The sequence below is a fragment of the Delftia sp. PE138 genome (assembly GCF_018320755.1).
GTDB lineage: Bacteria > Pseudomonadota > Gammaproteobacteria > Burkholderiales > Burkholderiaceae_C > Comamonas > Comamonas tsuruhatensis.
The window spans coordinates 1528792-1549385 of the sequence record NZ_JABEPN010000001.1; the positions used below are offsets into that span (position 1 = coordinate 1528792).

20 protein-coding genes are annotated in these 20594 nt (G+C 68.5%); 7 read left to right on the plus strand and 13 right to left on the minus strand.

The window, feature by feature from the left end:
• Positions 1 to 27 precede the first annotated feature (27 nt).
• The 4 genes from HFGMBDPB_RS06895 (at position 28) to HFGMBDPB_RS06910 (ending at position 5025) form a co-directional block, all read left to right on the plus strand.
• Positions 28 to 1344 (plus strand): ABC transporter substrate-binding protein, encoded by a 1317-nt coding sequence (locus tag HFGMBDPB_RS06895; protein WP_016446596.1) that lies wholly within the window; start codon positions 28 to 30, stop codon positions 1342 to 1344.
• A gap of 173 nt (positions 1345 to 1517) precedes the next feature.
• A complete protein-coding gene (locus HFGMBDPB_RS06900) occupies positions 1518 to 2351 on the plus strand; it encodes an ABC transporter ATP-binding protein (RefSeq protein ID WP_016446597.1) in 834 nt (277 codons plus the stop codon).
• A 194-nt stretch (positions 2352 to 2545) separates the two neighbouring features.
• Positions 2546 to 3793, plus strand: coding sequence for a phenylacetate--CoA ligase family protein (locus HFGMBDPB_RS06905; RefSeq protein WP_016446598.1), 1248 nt, complete (start codon positions 2546 to 2548; stop codon positions 3791 to 3793).
• A gap of 242 nt (positions 3794 to 4035) precedes the next feature.
• Positions 4036 to 5025 carry a tripartite tricarboxylate transporter substrate-binding protein gene (locus HFGMBDPB_RS06910; protein ID WP_016446599.1) on the plus strand — a complete coding sequence of 330 codons (990 nt, stop codon included), beginning with the start codon at positions 4036 to 4038 and terminating at the stop codon, positions 5023 to 5025.
• Positions 5026 to 5134: 109 nt separating this feature from the next.
• On the opposite strand, the gene HFGMBDPB_RS06915 is transcribed toward HFGMBDPB_RS06910, so the two are convergent.
• Both HFGMBDPB_RS06915 and HFGMBDPB_RS06920 read right to left on the minus strand, forming a co-directional pair.
• Positions 5135 to 5650: a hypothetical protein gene (locus HFGMBDPB_RS06915; RefSeq protein ID WP_016446600.1), complete on the minus strand. Its 516-nt coding sequence runs from the start codon at positions 5648 to 5650 to the stop codon at positions 5135 to 5137.
• Positions 5651 to 5714: 64 nt separating this feature from the next.
• Complete coding sequence (locus tag HFGMBDPB_RS06920) at positions 5715 to 6599, minus strand: LysR family transcriptional regulator (RefSeq protein WP_017406673.1); 885 nt, start codon at positions 6597 to 6599, stop codon at positions 5715 to 5717.
• Between the two features lie 151 nt (positions 6600 to 6750).
• Here HFGMBDPB_RS06920 and HFGMBDPB_RS06925 point away from each other — a divergent pair, with 151 nt between their 5' ends.
• Positions 6751 to 7734, plus strand: coding sequence for an aldo/keto reductase (locus tag HFGMBDPB_RS06925; protein WP_212645111.1), 984 nt, complete (start codon positions 6751 to 6753; stop codon positions 7732 to 7734).
• 22 nt (positions 7735 to 7756) lie between these two features.
• On the opposite strand, the gene HFGMBDPB_RS06930 is transcribed toward HFGMBDPB_RS06925, so the two are convergent.
• The 3 genes from HFGMBDPB_RS06930 to HFGMBDPB_RS06940 are packed head-to-tail and all read right to left on the minus strand — an operon-like array spanning position 7757 to position 10081.
• On the minus strand, positions 7757 to 8086 hold the full coding sequence (locus HFGMBDPB_RS06930; protein WP_016446603.1) for a DUF1840 domain-containing protein: 330 nt from the start codon (positions 8084 to 8086) through the stop codon (positions 7757 to 7759).
• Positions 8087 to 8119: 33 nt separating this feature from the next.
• Positions 8120 to 9448 carry a class I SAM-dependent methyltransferase gene (locus HFGMBDPB_RS06935; protein WP_016446604.1) on the minus strand — a complete coding sequence of 443 codons (1329 nt, stop codon included), beginning with the start codon at positions 9446 to 9448 and terminating at the stop codon, positions 8120 to 8122.
• A gap of 24 nt (positions 9449 to 9472) precedes the next feature.
• Positions 9473 to 10081, minus strand: coding sequence for a hypothetical protein (locus HFGMBDPB_RS06940; RefSeq protein ID WP_016446605.1), 609 nt, complete (start codon positions 10079 to 10081; stop codon positions 9473 to 9475).
• Between the two features lie 22 nt (positions 10082 to 10103).
• On the opposite strand from HFGMBDPB_RS06940, the gene HFGMBDPB_RS06945 reads away from it, so the two are divergent.
• Positions 10104 to 11393 carry an aminopeptidase gene (locus HFGMBDPB_RS06945; RefSeq protein ID WP_212645259.1) on the plus strand — a complete coding sequence of 430 codons (1290 nt, stop codon included), beginning with the start codon at positions 10104 to 10106 and terminating at the stop codon, positions 11391 to 11393.
• Here the strand turns inward: HFGMBDPB_RS06945 and HFGMBDPB_RS06950 are convergent.
• Together HFGMBDPB_RS06950 and HFGMBDPB_RS06955 are read right to left on the minus strand one after the other, a co-directional pair.
• Positions 11345 to 12772 carry an ATP-binding protein gene (locus tag HFGMBDPB_RS06950; protein WP_016451928.1) on the minus strand — a complete coding sequence of 476 codons (1428 nt, stop codon included), beginning with the start codon at positions 12770 to 12772 and terminating at the stop codon, positions 11345 to 11347. The genes HFGMBDPB_RS06945 and HFGMBDPB_RS06950 overlap by 49 nt on opposite strands.
• Positions 12765 to 13439: a response regulator gene (locus HFGMBDPB_RS06955; RefSeq protein ID WP_016446608.1), complete on the minus strand. Its 675-nt coding sequence runs from the start codon at positions 13437 to 13439 to the stop codon at positions 12765 to 12767. Before HFGMBDPB_RS06955 ends, HFGMBDPB_RS06950 begins: the two co-directional genes overlap by 8 nt.
• 149 nt (positions 13440 to 13588) lie before the next feature.
• Here HFGMBDPB_RS06955 and HFGMBDPB_RS06960 point away from each other — a divergent pair, with 149 nt between their 5' ends.
• Complete coding sequence (locus HFGMBDPB_RS06960) at positions 13589 to 15355, plus strand: phosphoethanolamine transferase (protein WP_212645112.1); 1767 nt, start codon at positions 13589 to 13591, stop codon at positions 15353 to 15355.
• A gap of 18 nt (positions 15356 to 15373) precedes the next feature.
• On the opposite strand, the gene HFGMBDPB_RS06965 is transcribed toward HFGMBDPB_RS06960, so the two are convergent.
• The 6 genes from HFGMBDPB_RS06965 to HFGMBDPB_RS06990 form a co-directional block, all read right to left on the minus strand.
• A complete protein-coding gene (locus HFGMBDPB_RS06965) occupies positions 15374 to 15889 on the minus strand; it encodes a nucleoside deaminase (RefSeq protein WP_126311247.1) in 516 nt (171 codons plus the stop codon).
• A gap of 14 nt (positions 15890 to 15903) precedes the next feature.
• Positions 15904 to 16671, minus strand: coding sequence for an ABC transporter permease (locus HFGMBDPB_RS06970; protein ID WP_012203071.1), 768 nt, complete (start codon positions 16669 to 16671; stop codon positions 15904 to 15906).
• 16 nt (positions 16672 to 16687) lie between these two features.
• Positions 16688 to 17530, minus strand: coding sequence for an ABC transporter ATP-binding protein (locus tag HFGMBDPB_RS06975; protein ID WP_012203070.1), 843 nt, complete (start codon positions 17528 to 17530; stop codon positions 16688 to 16690).
• Positions 17531 to 17599: 69 nt separating this feature from the next.
• Entirely contained in the window at positions 17600 to 18637 is a 1038-nt protein-coding gene (locus HFGMBDPB_RS06980; RefSeq protein ID WP_203400039.1) for an ABC transporter substrate-binding protein, read from the minus strand.
• Between the two features lie 55 nt (positions 18638 to 18692).
• Positions 18693 to 19208, minus strand: coding sequence for a nucleoside deaminase (locus HFGMBDPB_RS06985; RefSeq protein ID WP_012203068.1), 516 nt, complete (start codon positions 19206 to 19208; stop codon positions 18693 to 18695).
• Between the two features lie 10 nt (positions 19209 to 19218).
• Entirely contained in the window at positions 19219 to 20247 is a 1029-nt protein-coding gene (locus tag HFGMBDPB_RS06990) for an ABC transporter substrate-binding protein (protein WP_016446613.1), read from the minus strand.
• Between the last annotated feature and the right edge of the window lie 347 nt (positions 20248 to 20594).

Here is a 20594-nt window from a genome sequence, read left to right on the forward strand (position 1 = left end):
TTCCCCAGCCAACTAGGAGACAACGTCATGATGTTCAAGAAAGTCGCCATCGCCGCCGCCACCGTCGCAGCCGGAATCGGCGGCCTCGTGGCCGCCCCCGCCGTCCAGGCCCAGGACCAGTTCGTGCCGCTGCTGGTCTACCGCACGGGCCAGTTCGCTCCGCTGGGCATTCCATGGGCCGATGGCAAGCAGGACTACATCAAGCTGGTCAACGCCAAGGGCGGCATCAATGGCGTGAAGATCGCCTACGAGGAATGCGAGACGGCCTACGACACGGCCAAGGGCGTGGAGTGCTATGAGCGCCTGAAGGGCAAGGGCGGCGGCGCGGCGGGCTTCGATCCGCAGTCCACCGGCATCACGTTCGCCGTGACGGACAAGGCGCCCGGCGACAAGATGCCCATCATCACCACGGGCTACGGCCTGTCGCAGTCGGCCGACGGCAAGGTCTTCGAGTGGAACTTCCCGCTGCTGGGCAACTACTGGACGGCGGCCGACTCCATCATCCAGGACATCCTCAAGAAGGAAAAGGGCAGCCTCAAGGGCAAGAAGATCGCCCTGGTCTACCACGACTCGCCCTATGGCAAGGAACCCATTCCGCTGCTGCAAAAGCGCGCCGCCAAGGAAGGCTTCGACCTGACGCTGCTGCCCGTGACGGCGCCCGGCGTGGAGCAGAAGTCCACCTGGCTGCAGATCCGCCAGCAGCGCCCCGACTACGTGCTGCTGTGGTCGGCCGGCGTGATGACGCCCACGGCCGTGCGCGAGGCGCAGGCCACCGGCTACCCGCGCGAGAAGATGTACTCCATCTGGTGGGCCGGCTCGGACCATGACGTGAAGGACATCGGCGCCGGCGCCAAGGGCTACAACACCGTGACCATCCACAACACGGCCGAGCACGACAAGGTGCACGACGAGGTCAAGGCCATGGTCTACGACAAGGGCCAGGGCACGGCCACCGACGCCAAGGAACTGGGCGCCATGGCCCATACGCGCGGCATGGTGATCTCCATGCTGCAGGTGGAGGCCATCCGCACGGCACAGGAAAAATACGGCAAGGGCAAGGTCATGACCTCCGAGCAGGTGCGCTGGGGCCTGGAGAACCTGAACCTCACGCAGGAGCGCCTCAACGAGCTGGGCTTCGGCAAGATCATCCGCCCCGTCAAGACCAGCTGCGACAACCACCTGGGCACCGACTGGTCGCGCATCGCCCAGTGGGATGGCGCCAAGTGGAAGGTGGTCTCCGACTGGTACCAGGCCGACAAGTCCATGGTCGAACCGCTGGTCAAGGAGTACGCGGACAAGTACGCCAAGGAAAAGAACGTAAAAGCTAGAACTTGCACCCCCTGAGGCGCTTGCGCGCCTTCGCCCTCTCTACCCGCTTCGCGGGGGAGGGGGACGACACCCTCGGTGCGGGGCGGCCCTTCCTCGGTGTCCCTGAGTTGGGGCATGCCCCGCGCAGAGATGCTTCGAGAGTTGCGGCCCCGCACTCCGCTTTCGTATCAACGCCCATGGACGACGCCATGACCACCGCACCCACCTCCGCCCCGGCCGCCAGCGATCCGCTGCTCGTGGTCAATGGCATCGAAGTCATCTACAACCATGTGATCCTGGTGCTCAAGGGCGTTTCGCTCCAGGTGCCGCGCGAGAGCATCGTGGCCATTCTGGGCGGCAACGGCGCGGGCAAGACCACGACGCTGCGCGCCATCTCCAACCTGCTCAAGGGCGAGCGCGGCGAGGTGACCAAGGGCACGATCGAGCTGGAGGGCGAGCGCATCGAAAGCCTCACGCCCTCCGAGCTGGTGCAGCGCGGCGTGGTCCAGGTCATGGAGGGGCGGCACTGCTTCGCCCACCTGACCATCGAGGAAAACCTCATGACCGGCAGCTACACGCGCACCGACAAGGGCGAGATCGCGGCCAACCTCGAGAAGGTCTACAACTACTTTCCGCGCCTGAAGACGCGCCGCACCTCGCAGGCCGCCTACACCTCGGGCGGCGAGCAGCAGATGTGCGCCATCGGCCGCGCGCTGATGGCCAACCCGCGCATGGTGCTGCTGGACGAACCCTCGATGGGCCTGGCCCCGCAGATCGTCGAGGAGGTGTTCAACATCGTCCGCGACCTCAACAGCAAGGAAAAGGTCACCTTCCTGCTGGCCGAGCAGAACACCAACATGGCGCTCAAGTACTCGGACTACGGCTACATCATGGAAAGCGGCCGCATCGTCATGGACGGCGCGGCCTCGGACCTGGCCAGCAACGAGGACGTCAAGGAGTTCTACCTGGGCGTGGGCGGCGGCGAGCGGAAAAGCTTCAAGGACGTGAAAAGCTACAAGCGCAGAAAACGTTGGCTTGCATGAATACCCCCTGAGTCGCTTCGCGCCTTCCCCCTGAAAGGGGGACGACACCCTCGGTGCGGGGGCGGCCCTTCCTCGGTGTCCCTGGGGTTGGGCCGCGCCGGTTTCGCGGGCCAGGGGCGGCACAAGGATTGTTGGAATCTTTCTTTCACCGCTGGCCGGACTCCATCTGCCCTTTTCCACATACAGGACTAGCCATGAGTGCCTTCTACGACGCGCTGGAGACGCGCACCCCTGACGAACGCGAAGCGGCGCTGCTGGCCGCCCTGCCCCGACAGATCGCCCATGCGCAGCAACAGTCGGCTGCCTTCGCCCGGATCCTGGACGGCGTCGACGCCGCGCAGATCACCAGCCGCGAGGCCCTGGCCCGCCTGCCGGTGACGCGCAAGTACGAGCTGCTGCAGCGCCAGGCCGAGCAGCGGCCCGCGCAGATCTTCGGCGGCTTCAACGCCATCGGCCTGGGCCAGCCCATGCCGCGCCTGTTCTGCAGCCCCGGCCCCATCTACGAGCCCGAGAGCCGCCGCCCCGACTACTGGCGCATGGCGCGCGCGCTGCATGCCTCTGGCTTTCGGCCCGGCGAGCTGGTGCACAACTGCTTCAGCTACCACTTCGTGCCCGCGGGCTCGATGATGGAAAGCGGCGCCCATGCGCTGGGCTGCACGGTGTTCGCAGGCGGCACGGGCCAGACCGAGCAGCAGGTGCAGGCCATGGCCGACCTGCGTCCCGCCGGCTACGTGGGCACGCCCAGCTTCCTCAAGATCATTGTGGAAAAGTCCGTGGAGATGGGCCTGCCCATCCCGTCCGTGACCAAGGCCATGGTCTCCGGAGAGGCCTTTCCGCCCTCGCTGCGCGACTGGCTGGCCGAGCGCGGCATCGCGGGCTACCAGTGCTACGCCACGGCCGACCTGGGCCTGATCGCCTACGAGACCGAGGCGCGCGAAGGCCTGGTGCTGGACGAGCAGGTCATCGTCGAGATCGTGCGCCCCGGCACGGGCGACCCCGTGGCGCCCGGCGAGGTGGGCGAACTGGTGATCACCACCTTCAACCCCGACTACCCGCTGATCCGCTTCGGCACGGGCGACCTCTCTGCCGTGCTGCCCGGCCAGTGCCCCACGGGCCGCACCAACGCACGCATCAAGGGCTGGATGGGACGCGCCGACCAGACCACCAAGGTGCGCGGCATGTTCGTGCACCCGGGCCAGATTGCCGACGTCGTGCGCCGCTTTCCGCAGGTGGGGCGCGCAAGGCTGGTGGTCACGGGCGAGATGGCCAATGACCAGATGCAGCTGCTGGTCGAAACCCGCGAGACCTCGCCGGGCCTGGCCCAGCAGCTGTCCGACGCGGTGCGCGAAGTGACCAAGCTGCGCGGCGACGTGCAGATGGTGCTGCCGGGCACGCTGCCCAATGACGGCAAGGTGATCGAAGACGCGAGGTCGTACAAGTAGCCACCGAGGCGCGGGGGACGGTGGCCGCGCCGCCGCGCAGCCGGCGCAATTCCTGAAAACATGACGCCTGTCAAGCCTCCAAGGGTTTGCACTAGATCAATGGCAAGGGAATCTGCTGAGGCGCAATAGAAACAATTCTTAAAATTCGTCTCCTCGTGCATTCGGTTTCTTTTGCGTGTTTGCCCTTTAGGGCGAAAACGCATCGCCCCCTATCATTTGCACGCCATTCACCTGGAGACACTATGAAAGCATTGTTCAAGATCGCAGCCATCGCCCTGGCAGCCGGCGCAGCCATTGGCGCTCATGCGCAGGACTATCCTGCCGCAGGCAAGACGATCACCCTCATCGTGCCGTTCACCGCAGGCGGCCCGACCGACAAGGTGGCCCGCGATCTGGCCGAGTCCATGCGCAAGCATCTGAACAATGCCACCATCGTGGTGGACAACGCCGACGGCGCCGGCAGCACCATCGGCACGGCCAAGGCTGCACGTGCCCGCCCTGACGGCTACACGCTGCTGATCAACCACATCGGCATGTCCACGATCCCGTCGCTGTACCGCAAGCTGTCGTTCAACGTGCTCAACGACTTCGAGTACGCCGGCATCATCAACGACGTGCCCATGACCCTCATCGGCCGCCCCAGCCTGCCGGCCAAGAACTTCGCCGAGGTCAAGGACTGGATCGGCAAGAACCAGGGCAAGGTCAACCTGGCCAATGCCGGCATCGGTTCCGCCTCCCACCTGTGCGGCCTGATGCTGCAGGCGGCCATGAAGACCGAAATGACGCCCGTGCCCTACAAGGGCGCCGCGCCGGCCATCGCCGACCTGATCGGCAACCAGGTCGACCTGCTGTGCGACCAGACCACCAACACCACGGGCCAGATCACTGCCAAGAAGGTCCAGGCCTATGCCGTGACCACGCCCAAGCGCCTGGTCATGCCCGCACTGAAGGACCTGCCGACGCTGGCCGAAGTGGGCGTGCCTGACTTCCAGGTCACCATCTGGCATGGCCTGTACGCGCCCAAGGGCACGCCGGCCGACGTCGTCAAGAAGGTCAACGAGGCCATGAAGGCCGCCCTCAAGGACCCCGAGTTCATCAAGCGCCAGGAAGCCCTGGGCGCCGTGATCGCCAGCGACGGCCGCATCGAACCCGAAGGCCACAAGAAGTTCGTCCAGGCCGAGATCGAGAAGTGGGGCAAGGTCATCAAGGCAGCCGGCACCTACGCCGACTGATCCCGAGGACCACCACCGCGACGGATCGCCCAGTTGCAACCACGATCAAGCCCGGCTTCGGCCGGGCTTTTTCGTTGGCGGGGACGGCGCGACAGCGGCGATGCAGGGTTCAGGGCGCCGGCCCGCGCAGCGCCATCACGGCCTGCCAGCTGCCGCCGCGCTGGCTTGCGTTGTAGAGGTTGCTCTGCGTGTTGCCGGGACCTTCGTAGTAGCTGCCGCGCATCAGGCATTGCGATCCCGAGGCCGTGCAGTGCACAAGCTCGACGCCGAACATCAGCGCCGGCCGGCCGCTGGCCCGGTCCAGCACCTGCTCGCCGCCCTTGCCCACGTCGCAGGCCGAAGCCGGCCGCACCTGGCTCTGGCCGCTGAGCAGGGCCAGCGTGCCGGCATCGGGGTCCAGCAGCGCCCAGCCCCGGCCGTTGCCTATGCAGTAGGCCGCCGCCTTGGGGCCGAGGTTGGAGGCGTTGTCCAGAAACAGCAGCGAATACACGGCCGCCGCCGCTCCCGGGGGCGCCTGCGGGCCGGTGGGCGCCTTGGGCCTGTCGGCGCAGGCGGCCAGCGCCAGCGTGGCGGCCAGCGCGCCCAGCCAGGGCAGGAATCGGGAGGAATGACGGAGGCGGTGCATGGAAGTCCTTTCTTTCTCGCAATCTGCGTGCGTGTTTAACACGGCGCGCGGCCCCTGCTGCGGCTCAGGCCGGGCCTTCGAGTTCGGCATGCCGCCGCTCGAACAGTTCAATGAGGTGGTCCGCCACGGCCCGCACCCGCCGCGAATGGGCAAGGTCGGCATGCATGGCAAGCCAGATGGGCTGATCGGCGCCCAGCTGCGGCTCCACGCAGACCAGCCCCGCCTGCCGCGCCAGGAAATGCGGCAGCACGGCCAGGCCCAGGCCCGCCTGGGCCGCGGCCAGCTGCGCGGACAGGGTGTTGGTCTCCAGCCGGCAGGGACGCCCGCGCAGGGCGCGCGCCATCCAGCGTGCGGCGGGCAGGTGGGCATGGCTGTCGTCCCAGCCGATGAAGGCGTCGCCTTCGAAGGGGTCCGGGCCGCTTCGGCCAGCGCGGCCAGCAACATGGCCGGCCGATCCGTACAAGCCGAAACCCAGCGTTCCCAGGCGCCGGATCGTGACGTGGCCGGCCTCGGGCTGGGTCATGCGCACGGCCAGGTCGGCATCGCGCCGGTGCAGGTTCAGCGTCTGCACGCCGCTGACCAGCTGCACGCGCAGCCCCGGATGGCGCGCGAACAACTGCGCCAGCGAGGGCACGATCAGCGGGTTGGCCAGGTTCTCCGCCGTGGCCAGCCGCACCACGCCCGCCACCTGTGCCTGGCTGTGCGCTGCATCGCCCAGGGCCTGGGCCGCCTGCTCCAGCGTCTCGGCCGGGGCCAGCAGCGCCTGGCCGTCGGCCGTGAGCCGATAGCCGCTCTGGTGGCGGCTGAACAGCGGCATGGCCAGCGCGGACTCCAGCCGGTCCAGCCGGCGCGAGACCGTGGCCACGCCCAGCCCCAGCGCGGCCGAGGCGCCGCTCAGGCTGCCGGCGCGGGCAATGGCCAGGAAGATGCGGGCGTCGTCCCACTGCAATGAAGTGCTCCTTGGTTTTCCTGGAAAGCCCTTGCGCAGAGCCTTTGCGGAAATGTTTTCCGGAAATGGAAGATCGAAGCGCGATTTTCTCAGTAGGCAAGCCCACCCCGGAAAACCATACTGGCCCCTTGTTTCAGCAAGAGGATATGCAATGCAACAACGCACACTTGGCCACGATCTGCAGGTATCCGCCCTGGGCCTGGGCTGCATGGGCATGAGCGAGTTCTATGGCCCGCGCGACGACGCCCTGGCGCTGCAGGCACTGGACCATGCCGTGGAGGCCGGCATCGACTTCCTGGACACGGCCGATGTCTACGGGCCGCACCACAACGAGGAGCTGATCGGCCGCTTCCTGGCATCGCGCCGCCCGCGCGTGAAGATCGCCACCAAGTTCGGCATCGTGCGCAAGGCCGGGGAGTACCGGCGCAGCATCGACAACAGCGCGCAGTACGCGCGGCAAAGCTGCGAGGACTCGCTGCGGCGCCTGGGCGTGGAGCGCATCGACCTGTACTACGTGCACCGCGTCGATGCCACGCGGCCCATCGAAGAGACCATGCAAGGCCTGGCGCGCCTGGTGCAGGAAGGCAAGATCGCCCGCATCGGGCTGTGCGAGGTCAGCGCAGCCACGCTGCGCCGCGCCCATGCCGTGCACCCGGTGGCGGCGGTGCAGACCGAGTATTCGCTGTGGACGCGCGAGGTGGAGGACGAGGTGCTGCCCGCCTGCCGCGAGCTGGGCGTGGGGCTGGTGGCCTATTCGCCGCTGGGGCGCGGCTTTCTCACGGGACGCTTTCATGGCGGCACGGCCTTCGAGCAGGGCGATTTCCGCGCCAGCCTGCCGCGCTTTCAGCCCGGCAACATCGACACCAACCAGGCCCTGGTGGGCGCCGTATCGGCCCTGGCGCAGCGCAAGGGCAGCACGCCCGCGCAGATCGCCCTGGCCTGGCTGCTGGCCCAGGGGCCTGACGTGGTGCCCATTCCGGGCACCCGGCGCATCGCCCATCTGCAGGACAACCTGGGCGCGCTGTCCGTGACACTGACGCCCGGCGAGCTGGACGAGCTGCGGCGCGCCAGCGACGAGCTGCCCGTGGCCGGGCGGCGCTATACGGAGGAAGGCATGAAGGGCATCAACGCCTGACGGGCCAGCGGGGGCCGCCGGCTTACCAGGTGACGTCGCTGTTCTCGGCGGCGCTGCGGCGCAGCATGTCGATCATGGGCGCAGCGCGCTGGCGCAGGCTGACGGCATCGCGTGCGCCCGGTGCGGCATTGTCCTGGTCGCCATCCTGCGCATCCTCTTCCTGGTTGGCCTTGCGGCGGGCATCGTCATCGGCCACGGCGGCTTCCAGCGCATCGATGGCGGCCGGGATCTGCTGGACGGTGATGATGCCGCTGGCGCCGGGCGTCTTGCCGACGATCTCCAGGACCTGGCGGCCGTTGGATTCGAGCATGATGACGTCGGCCGTGGCACGGGACTTGAACTTGTAGAGCATGGCTATCCTTTTTCTGTGTGGCGTGTCATGCACTCAGCGGTACATGTACTCGCGGTTGAAAGCATAGTCCGATTGGGCTCCCACCATGGACCCCGACTGCAGCCGTCCGTCGGGATGCGTGCACAGCATCTGGTGCAGGGCGATCCAGCCGCGCTCGAAGCCCATGGCGCAACCCGCCAGATAGAGCCGGTAGGCGCGCAGCACCTTGGCGGCACCTTCGGCATCGGCATGCTGCTCAAGGATACGCTGCGCCTGCGGCAGCTGGGCCTCCAATGCGTCGGACCAGTTCCACAGCGTGCGTGCGTAGTGGGGCCGCAGGTTCTCCGTGTCCACCATTTCCAGCCCGCTGTGGCCCATGTCGTGCAGCACGCGGCTCACATGCATCAGCTCGCCGCCGGGGAAGATGTAGCGGTCGATGAACTCGCCCATGCCCGCGCCCAGCTGGGTGTTGTCCACGCCGCCCGCGGTGATGCCGTGGATCAGCGCCATGCCGCCCGGGCGCAGCAGGCGGTGCACGGTCTGGAAGTACTCGGGCAGCTGGGCCTGGCCCACATGCTCGAACATGCCCACCGAGCCTATCTTGTCGAAGGGCTGGCCGGGCGCCAGCGCGCGGTAGTCCAGCAGTTGCATGTCCACCCTGCCCTGCAGGCCGCGCTCGGCAATCAGCTGCTGCACATGGCGGTGCTGGTTGTGCGAGAGCGTGATGCCCGTGGCCGTGACACCGTAATGCTCGGCCGCCCACAGCAGCAGCGCGCCCCAGCCCGCGCCGATGTCCAGGAAACGCTCGCCGGGCCGCAGGTCCAGCTTGCGGCAGATGTGGTCGAGCTTGGCCTCCTGGGCCTGGGCCAGCGTCATCTGCGGATCGCGGAAGTAGGCGCAGGAATAGACGCGGCGCGGGTCCAGCCACAGGCCGTAGAAGTCGTCGGAGATGTCGTAGTGGAACTGGATCTGCTGGGCGTCGCGCGCCAGCGTGTGCGCGGCCATGGAGCGCATGCGGGCCATGGCATGCACCCACCAGTGCGATGTGCCGCGCACCGGATCGGATTGCAGCAGGCTGGCGGCCACCGCCATCACGTCGCGCATGCGGCCATCGATGCGTACCAGCCCCTCCACGATGGCACTGCCCAGTGTCCCTATCTGCCCGGCCGCCAGGCTGGCCATGGCCGCCATGGACTGGAAATGCAGCACCACCTGCGCATCCGCAGGACCGGCGCGCTGGCCGGACGGCAGGATCACGGCCACGGGAACAGGGAGAGACGCCAGCCGCGCCTCGATGGAGCTCAGCACTTGTGTCATGGCGTTCATTTTTGACAGCAAGCCGCACTGCGTCAATCGCAGCCTGGGCTGTGCATGGCGGGGCATGGCGCCCCGCCACAGAGGTGGCGATCAGGCGATCAGCTGCCTGTAGTCGCGCCGTGTCTGGTCACTCACCGAAGCAAGCACTTGCTCGAAGGGCGTCTTGTGCCGTGCGACCAGCCGCAGGGATGCCACGGCGCGCGATTTGCAAAACCAATGACAGGTGTACTGCATGAGCAACAGCTCGGCCGTCATCATGAAGGCGCGCGCACGGCGTTCTTCCTCGGTGGCGCTGTCGGCCACGCGCACGGAGGCAATGCCGCGCGCATGCAGCTGCATGGCTTCGCGCAGATCGAAGCCGGACGACGGGAACAGCCGGTCCAGATAGGGCAGCGCCACGGGCAGCGTGCTCACGCGCGTGAGCTGCGGATCGGCCGAGGCCATTTCCTTGGCAAAGCGCTGGAACTGCTCGACCAGGCTGGTTTCGGTGTTGTCCAGCACGGTCCAGATCTGGGCGCGGCGCTGCTCGTCGTTCTCGCCCAGGGCGCGCAGATAGCCTTCGATCAGGCCGCCCATCAGCTTCTCTATCTGGAAACGCCCCAGATACTGGGCCAGCAGCAGGGTATGCCGGCGCTGCTCCTGCGTCTTGAGAAGGTAGATTGCGATGAAGACAATGATCGCCAGCGTGAAGAAGTCCATGAAAGCAGCAAGGGGGCCAAGGGTGCGTGAAGGCTTGAGTGTAGTCAGGCGCGGCCTGCCCGCGATTTTGGCGGGCATAGGCCTGCTGCTGGGCGGCTGTGCCAGCACGGGGGCCGGCGGCGACGGCCTGGGCTATTACTGGCAGAGCCTGCGCGGCCAGATACACCTGCTGCAGGCCAGCCGCCCCATTGACGACTGGCTGCAGGACGACAACCTGGCACCCGCGCTGCGCGAGCGCCTGCTTGCGGCCCAGCGCATGCGCAGCTTCGCCGTGCAACGGCTGGGCCTGCCCGACAACGCCAGCTACCGCCGCTACGCCGATCTGCAGCGGCCCTTTGCCGTGTGGAACGTGGTGGCCGCGCCGCCCGACAGCCTGGAGCTGCACCGCTGGTGCTTTCCCGTGGCCGGCTGCGTGGGCTACCGGGGCTACTTTTCCGAGGCAGACGCCGTGGCCCAGGCCCGGCTGCTGGCCGACCAGGGCCTGGAGTCCGGCAGCTACGGCGTGCCCGCCTATTCCACGCTGGGCTACCTGAACTGGCTGGGGGGCGATCCGCTGCTCAACACCTTCGTGGGCTGGGGCGAGGGCGAGTTCGCCGGCCTGCTGTTCCATGAGCTGGCCCACCAGGTGGTCTACGTGGCCGGCGATACCGCCTTCAACGAATCCTTTGCCACCACCGTGGAGCGCCTGGGCACGCCGCTGTGGCTGGCCACCGAGGCCGGCCCCGCCGCCCGCGCACGCTGGGATGCAGGCCAGCTGCGGCGCGCGCAGTGGCGGGCGCTGACCGGCCACACGCGCCAGGCGCTGCAGCAGCTGTACCAGGACCCGCAGCAGCGCGGCCCCGCCATGCAGCAGGCCAAGGCGCAGATCTACCAGCAGCTGCGCAGCGACTACGCTGCGCTGCGCGCGCAATGGCGCAGCGCCGATGCAGCCTTGCTGACCACCGACGCGCAGCGCCAGCTCTACGACCGCCACCAGGCGCGGCTGGACCAGTGGGTGGCCGATGCCAACAACGCCAGCTTCGGCGCGCTGGCCGCCTATGACGACTGGGTGCCGGCCTTCACCGCGCTGTGGCACCAGGCCCAGGCCCAAGCAAAGACCCAAGCTCCGGCCCAGGCCCAGTCCGGCAACGAGGCAATCCAGGGCTGGCAGCGTTTCTATGCCGAGGTGCGGCAGCTGGCCGCCCTGCCCGCAGCGCAGCGCAACGCCAGGCTGTGCAGGCACATGCCGGCCGATGCGCCCCTGCCGTCTGCCTGCGACCCGGCTCAGGCCGGGGCGTCGGAATCCGCGGACGGATCGCGCCCCGGCAACTGAATGCGTGCCAGCAGGCCGCTGGAGCTGCCAGGCGGTGGCGACTGCAGCTGCAGGCTGCCGCCGTGCTGGGCCACGATCATGGACACGATGGACAGGCCCAGGCCATAGCCCGGCGATGCCAGTTCGCGCACGGCGCCCTGGGGCAGGCGCAGATCGTCCACATGGCGCACATGGCGCTCGCGCGCGGTGCCCAGCGCCACGGCGTCCATGCCCGGCCCCTCGTCGCGCACCTGGACGGTATGGCTGTCGCAGACTTCGAGCAGCACCTCCGAGCCATCGCTGTAGCGCAGCGCGTTCTCCACCAGGTTGCGCAAGGCAATGGCCAGCGTGTCCACGTCGCCCGCCACCGGCCCGCAGGGCTGCTCGGGCAGCACCACATCCAGCCGCAGCTGGGTGGATTCGTCCTGCTGCCAGAACTCGGAGGCCACCATGCTGGCCAGCGTGTCCAGCCGCACATCGTCCTGCGCCAGCGCCGAGCCCGAGGCCGCGCGCGACAGCTGCAGCAGCTTTTCCGTGCGCTGGCTCAGCCGCTCCAGCGCCTCGTGCGCGGCCCGCACGTCGGCGTTGTCCACGCCACGGTCCAGGGCCGTCTGCAGGCGCAGCGTGGCCACGGCCAGCGGCGTGCGCAGCTCGTGGGCCGCATTGGCGGCCATGGAGCGCTCCACCTGCAGCGCATGCGACAGGCGCTGCATCAGGTGGTTGATGCCCCGGCCCAGCCGCCACAGCTCGCGCGGCATGGCGTCCAGGTCCAGCGGCTCCAGGTTGGAGCCGCCGCGCTCGCTCAGCTGCAGCTGCATGTCGCGCAGCACGCGCAGGCGCCGCCGCGCGGTCACGCGCAGCGCCCAGCCCATGAGGGCGAGCATGACCAGCATCACCGAGCCCAGCGCCAGCAGCGCCCGCTGCAGCGCCTCGCTGCGCTCGACCATGGGATCGGCCAGCATCAGGAACAGCGGCTGCCGGGGATGGGCCACCACATAGATGCGCCAGCCCTCGCGCTCGTAGAAGCCCTCGCGCATGGGCACGGCAAAGGCCGCCACGGGGGCGGCCTGGGTGCGCAGCAGCACGTTGCCGCGGCCGTCCTGCAGTTGGTAGACCAGATCCTCGGCCTCGTCGCCCGGCTGCGAGGCCACATGCGGGCGCTGCACGCCCTCGCGCGAGTGGTCTTCCTGTTCCAGCTGGTGCACGGCCACCTCCAGCAGGCGGTGGCCGCTGTCGATCATTTCCTGGTCGAAGTTGTGGTGCACGATGTGGCTGACATACCAGGCCAGCGCCAGCACGCAGGCCAGCCAGACGGCGGCCAGGGCCAGTGTCAGCTCGCGGGCCAGCTGGTCTGCCAGACGGGGCGGCAGCGCCAGGCTGTAGCGCTGCGGCTCATCCATGCTCGAGGGCCAGGCGGTAGCCGGTGCCGCGCACGGTCAGGATGCGGTCGCGCCCGAGCTTGCGGCGCAGCCGGCTGATGAACACTTCCAGCGTGTTGCTGTCGGCCTCGGCATCGAAGCCGTAGAGCGCATCGAGCAGATGCTCGCGCGCGTGCACACGCTGCGGCTGGGCCGTGAGCACGCGCAGCAGCGCCCATTCCTTGGGCGTGAGCAGCAGGGTGCGGCCGGCGTCGCGCACCATTTCACGGGCCAGGTCGATCTCCAGCGTGCCCATGCGCAGCACGGCGTCCTGCCCGGCCTGCATGCCGCCGCCGCGCCGGCTCACGGCGCGCAGGCGGGCCAGCAGTTCCTCGGGGTCGTAGGGCTTGACCAGATAGTCGTCGGCGCCCGCGTCCAGCCCGCGGATGCGGTCGCTGACCTGGTCGCGGGCCGTCAGCACGATGGTGACGGGAGGCTGCGCCAGCCGGCGCAGCGTGGGCATGAGCGCCAGGCCGTCACCGTCGGCCAGGTGCAGGTCCAGCAGCACGGCCGCGTAGCTGGCACCGGCCAGGCAGGCGCGCGCCTGGGCCAGCGAGGGCACGCTGTCGATCAGAAAGGCCTTGGAGCGCAGATAGCTGCCCACCGCCTGGGCCAGGGCCTCATCGTCTTCGACCAGCAGGATTCGCATGGGAGGTTGGGCCTTCGCACATCAGGATGCGCACCGGATACGGACGGAACAAGCGTGGCGCAAGAGGGGGGGCGGCAGGGGTTCAAGCTGAACGGAGTCTGAACGCGGGGTTCAGATGTTCTTAAGCTGCGAATTCTACGCTCGCGGCCATGTCAGAACGCCTGCTCGCCCGCCCCCCCTTTGCCGGCTCCTCCGGCACCGGCCAAGCCCCGGCCCCATCTTCTGCCCAGCCTGCCCAGGCGGCCCCCGCCAGCCTCGCGGCACGGCTGCGCATGGCCTGGACCGCACCGCGCTCGCCCCAGGCCGTGGCCCTGGTGCTGGCGCTGTGGCTGCTGGCCACCGCCAACTGGGCGCTGTGGCGGCGCCTGCCCCACCTGGAAGGCTATGACGGCAGCCTGGCCGCCCTGGTGCTGCGGCTGCTGCCCCTGGGCCTGGGCGGCCTGCTGCTGCTGCTGTCGCTGACGGCCTGGCCGCGCGGCATGAAGCCGCTGTGGATTGCCCTGCCCTGGATTGCCGGCGCGGCCCAGTACTTCATGACCGCCTACGGCACGGTGATGGACGGCGGCATGATCAACAACATCCTGCAGACCGACCTGCGCGAGAGCAGCGACCTGTTCAACCCCCAGCTGCTGCTGCAGCTGCTGCTGGTGGCCGGACTGCCCACGGCCTGGCTGCTGCGGCTGCGCGTCATCCGCCCGCGCCGCAGCATGCAGACCGTGCTGCGCACGCTGGCGCTGCTGGCCGCCTCGGTGCTGCTGCTGGCGGCCTCGGTCTTTGTCTCGTACCGCGAGCTGGCGCCCGTGGTCCGCAACAACCTGTGGATGCGCCACATGCTCAATCCGGTCAGCCCGGTGCTGGCCTCGCTGGACGCGGTGCTCAAGCCCATCCTGCGGCCCAAGCGCCCGTTCGCCAGCATCGCGGCCGGCGCCACGCTGGGGGCCACCTATGCGGCCGAGCGCAAGCCGCCGCTGTTCGTCATCGTCGTGGGCGAGACGGCGCGCGCCGCCAACTGGGGCCTGAACGGCTATGCGCGCGACACCACGCCCGAGCTGGCCAGGCGCCAGGTGCTCAACTGGAGCAACGTGACCTCCTGCGGCACCAGCACGCGCGAATCCGTGCCCTGCATGTTCTCGCACCTGGGCCGCACCGGCTTCTACAAGAGCAAGGTGGACTACGACAACCTCGTGGACGTGCTGTACAGCGCCGGCCTGGCCGTGCTGTGGCTGGACAACCAGGCCGGCTGCAAGGGCGTGTGCGACCGCATTCCCAACGCCAGCACCGCCGACCGCCTGGACACGCCCGACGGCAAGGCGCTGTGTTCCAGCGATGGAGAATGCCTGGACGGCATCCTGCTCAGCGGCATCGACGAACGCATCGCCGCGCTGCCGCGCGAGCGCCGCGAGCGCGGCGTGGTGCTGGTCATGCACCAGATGGGCAGCCACGGGCCAGCCTACTACAAGCGCTCCACGCCGGAGACCAAGGTCTTCCAGCCCGAATGCCTGACCAATGCGCTGTCCAGCTGCACGCGCGAGCAGGTGGTCAATGTCTACGACAACTCCATCCGCTACAACGACCATTTCCTGTCGCAGACCATCGACTGGCTGACGCGCCAGCAATCGCGCTACCAGACCGGCATGGTCTACATGTCCGACCACGGCGAGTCGCTGGGCGAGATGGGCATCTACCTGCACGGCATGCCCTACGCCATGGCGCCCGACGAGCAAAAGCACATTCCCATGATTGCCTGGCTGGGCAACCTGGGCGAGCGCACCGGCGTGTCCGAACGCTGCGTGCGCGGCCAGCTGGACGCGCCGCTGTCGCACGACAACCTCTACCACACCACCCTGGGCCTGCTGGACGTGACCAGCCCCACCTACCAGAAGCCCCTGGACGCGCTGGCCGGCTGCCGCAGTTGAGCCGCCCGCGCAGGCGGCTCAGCCCTGTTGCCAGAAGCCCCGGTGCGGCGCCAGCATCTCCTCCTGCAGCGCAGGCACGGGCCCCACGACCTGCACGCTGCGCTGCCCGCGCGCGAAGACCTCGCGGCAGGGCAGGGACAGCGTGGGATTTTCGGGATGGTCGCCCGTCAGCGCCAGCAGCGCCGTTTCCTCGGCGCCGTAGAGCACGCGGCCTATGCCGGCCCAGTAGATGGTTCCGGCGCACATGGCGCAGGGCTCGAAGGTGGTGACCAGGGTGCACTGCGCCAGGTAGGCGCCCGGATAGTTGGCGGCGGCCGTGCGCGCCAGCGTGGACTCGGCATGGTTCACCGTGTCGATGTTGCCCTGCTCGGCCAGCACGGTCTCGCCATCGGGCGCCAGCAGCAGCGCGCCAAAGGGATGGCGGCCCATGGCCATGGCCCGCTCGGCCACGGCGCCTGCGCGGCGCAGCTGGCGGGCCGCCTGTTCGTCGGTCAGGGGCGTCATGGAAGGTGTCGTCGCGGGTGCGGGCGTCATGGCCGGATTCTCCCTCACTCGCCCTGCGAGCCGCGCCGGGCCCAGCCCGTGGTGCGCTTTTCGATGGCGCTGAACAACTCGTACATCACCATGGCCATGGCGCCCACCACGATCAGGCCGGCAAAGGCCAGGCCCATCTGCATGGACGAGCCGGCCGACACCAGCAGGTAGCCGATGCCTTCGTTGGCCGCCGTCATCTCGCTGACCGTGGTGCCCACGAAGGCCAGGGTGATCGCCACCTTCAGCGAGCCGTAGAAGTACGGCATGGAGCGCGGCAGGCCGACCTTGATCAGCACGTCCCAGCGCCGGGCGCCCAGCACGCGCAGCACATCCTCCAGCTCGGGCTCCAGCGTGGCCAGGCCGGTGGCGATGTTGACCATGATGGGAAAGAAGCTGATCAGGAAGGCCGTGAGGATGGCCGGCCCCGCGCCGATGCCGAACCAGACCACCAGGATGGGCACGAAGGCCGCCTTGGGCAGCGCGTTGAAGGCCGTCATCAGCGGATAGAACGCCGCATAGGCCAGGCGCGAGGAGCCGATCAGAAAGCCCAGCAGCACGCCCACCACGATGGCGATGCCAAAGCCCGCCATCGTCACCCAGTAGGTGCGCCAGGCATGGGCGGCGATGATGCCGCTGAACTCGGCCAGCTGCCGGCCGATGGCCCAGGGGCTGGGGAAGATGAATTCCGAGACCTCGAAGGCCGAGCAGATGACCTGCCACAGCAGGATGACCGCCAGCAGCAGCACCCAGGGCGCCCAGCGTTCCGCGTATTTCTTGTGCATGTGAATCTCCCCCGTTCTATTGTTGGATGGCCGCGCCGGTCTTGCGCATGGCGCCGATGTGGCCGCGCAGCTCGTGCACGATGTCGGTGAATTCGCGCGTGTAGGTCAGCTCCAGCTCGCGCGGGCGCGGCAGCTCGATGTCGCGGCGCACCACGAAGCGGCCCGGGCTCTTGCTCATCACGTACACGGTGTCGGCCAGGAAGACGCTTTCGCGCAGGTCGTGCGTGACCAGGATGACGTTGAAGCGCTGCTCGGCCTGCAGGTCGCGCAGCACGCACCACAGCTCCTCGCGCGTGAAGGCGTCCAGCGCGCCGAAGGGTTCGTCCAGCAGCAGCATCTGGGGCTCGTGGATCAGCGCGCGGCAGATGCTGGCGCGCTGCTGCATGCCGCCCGACAGCTGCCAGGGGTACTTGTCCTCGTAGCCGCCCAGGCCCACCTTCTGCAGCAGGGCGCGCGCACGCGCCTCGTACTCCTTGCGCTTTTGGCGGAACAGCGAGCGGTGCGGCTCCACGATCTCCAGCGGCAGCAGAACGTTGTCCACCGTGGTGCGCCAGGGCAGCAGCGACGGCGCCTGGAAGGCCATGCCCGAGATCTTCAGCGGCCCGGTCACACGCTCGCCGTTGACCATGACACGGCCCATGGAGGGCATCTTCAGCCCCGTGGTCAGCTTCATGAAGGTGGACTTGCCGCAGCCCGAGGGGCCGACGATGGCGATGAACTCGCCGCGCCGCACCTGCAGGTCGATGGCCTCGACCGCGAAGTGGTTGGCGCGCAGCAGCTCCTCGTTGTAGGCAAGCCAGACGTCGCGGAACTCGACGAAGAAGGCGTCGTCATCGCCGTGGGATGTGGAGGAATTCATGTCAGGCAGCAGGCAAGGGCCGTGCACGCCACCCGCTGGCGCACGCGCACGGTGTCAATCACTTTGTCGTCACTTCTTGGGCAGGATGTTCAGCTCGGCCGCAGACGGCAGGAAGCTGCCGTTCCAGACCTCGGCCGGGTTCACGCGCGTCTTGGTGGCGTAGACATCGGAGACCTGCGACGCCATCAGCGACAGGCGTGTGGGCACGACCTGGCCAAAGCCTTCGGCACGCGCGTCGGCGCTGTTGACCACGGTGTCGATGGCCAGCTGCAGGCGGCGCGTCTCCAGCTGGGTGTTGACGATGCCGTCGCGCTCCTTCACGTAGGCAATGGCCGCGCTCGGGTTGGCGATGACTTCCTTGGCCCCCTTGGCGAAGGCCTGCAGGAAGGCCTTGATGGCGGCCGGGTTCTCCTTGATCAGCTTCGGGCTGGCGATGATGGCGTTGCCGTACAGCTTCACGCCGAAGTCCGCATAGGGCATGACCACCACATCGGCGGCCTTGATGCCGCGCGCCTCCAGGTTCAGCAGCGAGGTGAAGGTGAAGCCCGTGATGGCATCCACGTCGCCGCGCACCAGCATGGTCTCGCGCAGCGGCGGGTCCATGGCCGTCCACTGCACGGTGCCGACCTGGTTGGCCTTGGCGAACAGCGGGAAGGCGCGGCGGCCCGCATCGAACACGGGCGCGCCCAGCTTCTTGCCGGTGAGGTCGGCCGTCTTGGCGATGCCGCTTTTCTTGAGCGCCATCACCGAGGCCGGCGTGTTGTTGTAGACCATCATCACGGCCACGGGCTTGTTGGGCATGTCCGGGTTGTTGGCCTGGAACTCCATCAGCGCCGCGATGTCGGCAAAGCCCAGGTCATAGGCGCCCGAGGCCACGCGCTGCACCACGCCGCCCGAGCCGCTGCCGGCATCGACCGTGACATCCAGGCCCGCGTCCTTGAAGTAGCCCTTGGCCACCGGCTGCAGGAAGAAGGCGGCCGGCCCCTCGAAGCGCCAGTCCAGCTGGAACTTCAGCGGCGTGGCCGCGTGGGCCTGTGTCTGGGCCATTGCCAGGCCCGCGCTGGCGGACAGGGCCAGGACGGTGTGCAGGAACAGTCGTTTTTGCATGGTGGGCTTCCTCTCTGGTGGTCAAAAGAAACGGTGGGGACGGAACGGGGCCGGGTCAGCTTTTCCAGGCGCCCTGGTGCGATGCGGCGGCCTCGCCGATCAGCGCCGGGCCTATGCATTCGATGGCGTGGGACGAGGCGGCGAACACATCGCGGCAGGACAGCTCGGCATCCTTCTGGTCCAGGCGCTCGCCGCGGAATTCGCGCAGGCGCACGGCGTCTATGCCGTAGACCACGCGGCCTATGGCCGACCAGAAGATGGCGCCCGCGCACATCACGCAGGGCTCGGCCGATGAATACAAGGTGGCTGCGGACAGCGCCTCGCGGTCATGCAGGGGGCTGGCCAGGCGGATGGCCGACAGCTCGGCATGGGCCGTGCAGTCGCCGCTCTCGCCATTGGCGTTGGAGGCCTCGGCCAGCACGCGGCCATCGGCGGCCACGATGAGTGCGCCGAAAGGGCGGTTGCCGCGCTGGCGCGCGCGGTCGGCCATGGCGATGGCGCGGCGCAGGTACAGGCCGTCGCGCTCGTCGAGCGAGGCCTCAAGGGGCAGTGAAACGGTGGCGTGGTCCATGTGCACTCCCTCAGGCCTTGGCCATGCGCGCGGCCAGCGGCGGCAGCAGGCTGCGGTTGAACAGCGCATCGGCCGACACGGGTGCCTTGAGGCCGAAGGCCTGGCTGACCTGCTCGGCCTGTCGGGCCAGCAGCTGCGGGTCGATGTCGCCCAGGCCGTGGCGCTGCGTATCGGGCGCGGCCAGGTATTGCGAGGTGATGGCCCAGCGCGCCAGTTCCAGCTTTTCATCCAGGATGGGCTCGCGCTGGCGCACGGCGGCCACGGCCAGCGCAGGCTGGGCCAGGCATTCGATGAGGGCGCGGTTGCTGGCACGCAGGAATCCCGCCACCAGCGCCGGCTGCTCGGCCACCAGAGCGCTGGAGGCCAGGATGGCATTGCCGTACAGCTGCACGCCCGCATCGGTGTAGCGCAGCACCGACAGCTCCTCGGGCTTGATGCGTGCGAACAGCGACACGGCCGAGTCATGGAAATAGGTGGCCGCATCCACATCGCCGCGCACCACCACGTTGTCGCGCGCCGAGAACTCCGTCGTGGTCCAGGCGAACAGGTCGGCCGGCAGGTTCTGGCGCTGCGCGACCAGGGGCCAGACGCGGCGCGTGGACTCCACGGCGGCGGCGGCCACCTTCTTGCCCTTGAGGCTGGCGAACTCGCCCGTGATGCCCCGGTCCTTGCGGCCGATGATGGCGAACGGCGCGCGGTTGTAGTACTGGTAGACGGCCTGCACGCGCGCCGCGCCTGCGTTCTGCGCATTGAACTCGATCAGCGAGCTGATGTCGCCCAGGCCCAGCTGGTAGGCGCCGCTGGCCACCCGCGTGATGGATGCCACCGAGCCCGAGCCCACGTCGATGCTCACGTCCAGCCCCTCGTCGCGGTAGTAGCCCTTTTGCAGCGCCACGAAAAAGGGCGCGGTCTGCGAGGTCACGCGAAAGTCCAGCGTGAACTTCAGCGGTGTCAGCGCCTTGCCCTGGGCGAAGGCACCGGGCATCACGGCACTGGCAGCGGGAAGGGCGGCGGCGGCAAGGAAATGGCGGCGTTGCATGGTGGAACTCTCAGTCGCTATCAACATGGGGACCGGCCGCTGGCATGGGGCCGGGCGGCTGGCGTGACATGAGCAATTTCCGGGCAACGCGCACTGGGCGCGTGCTGAACGCTTCTACTCAGTGATGCTTGTATGCAAAGTGCGTACCACCCCCTGAGTCGCTTCGCGCCTTCCCCCTCTCTCGCTGCGCGGGAGGGGGACGACACCCTCGGTGCGGGGCGGCCCTTCCTCGGCGTCACTGGGCTGGGCGGCGCCGGTTTTCGACGCGGCGGGCATGCATCAGATTGGTGCCAGACGGTTCCGATGCGGCGCGTGCACCAAGCTGCCCGGCCCTCTTGCACCACGAT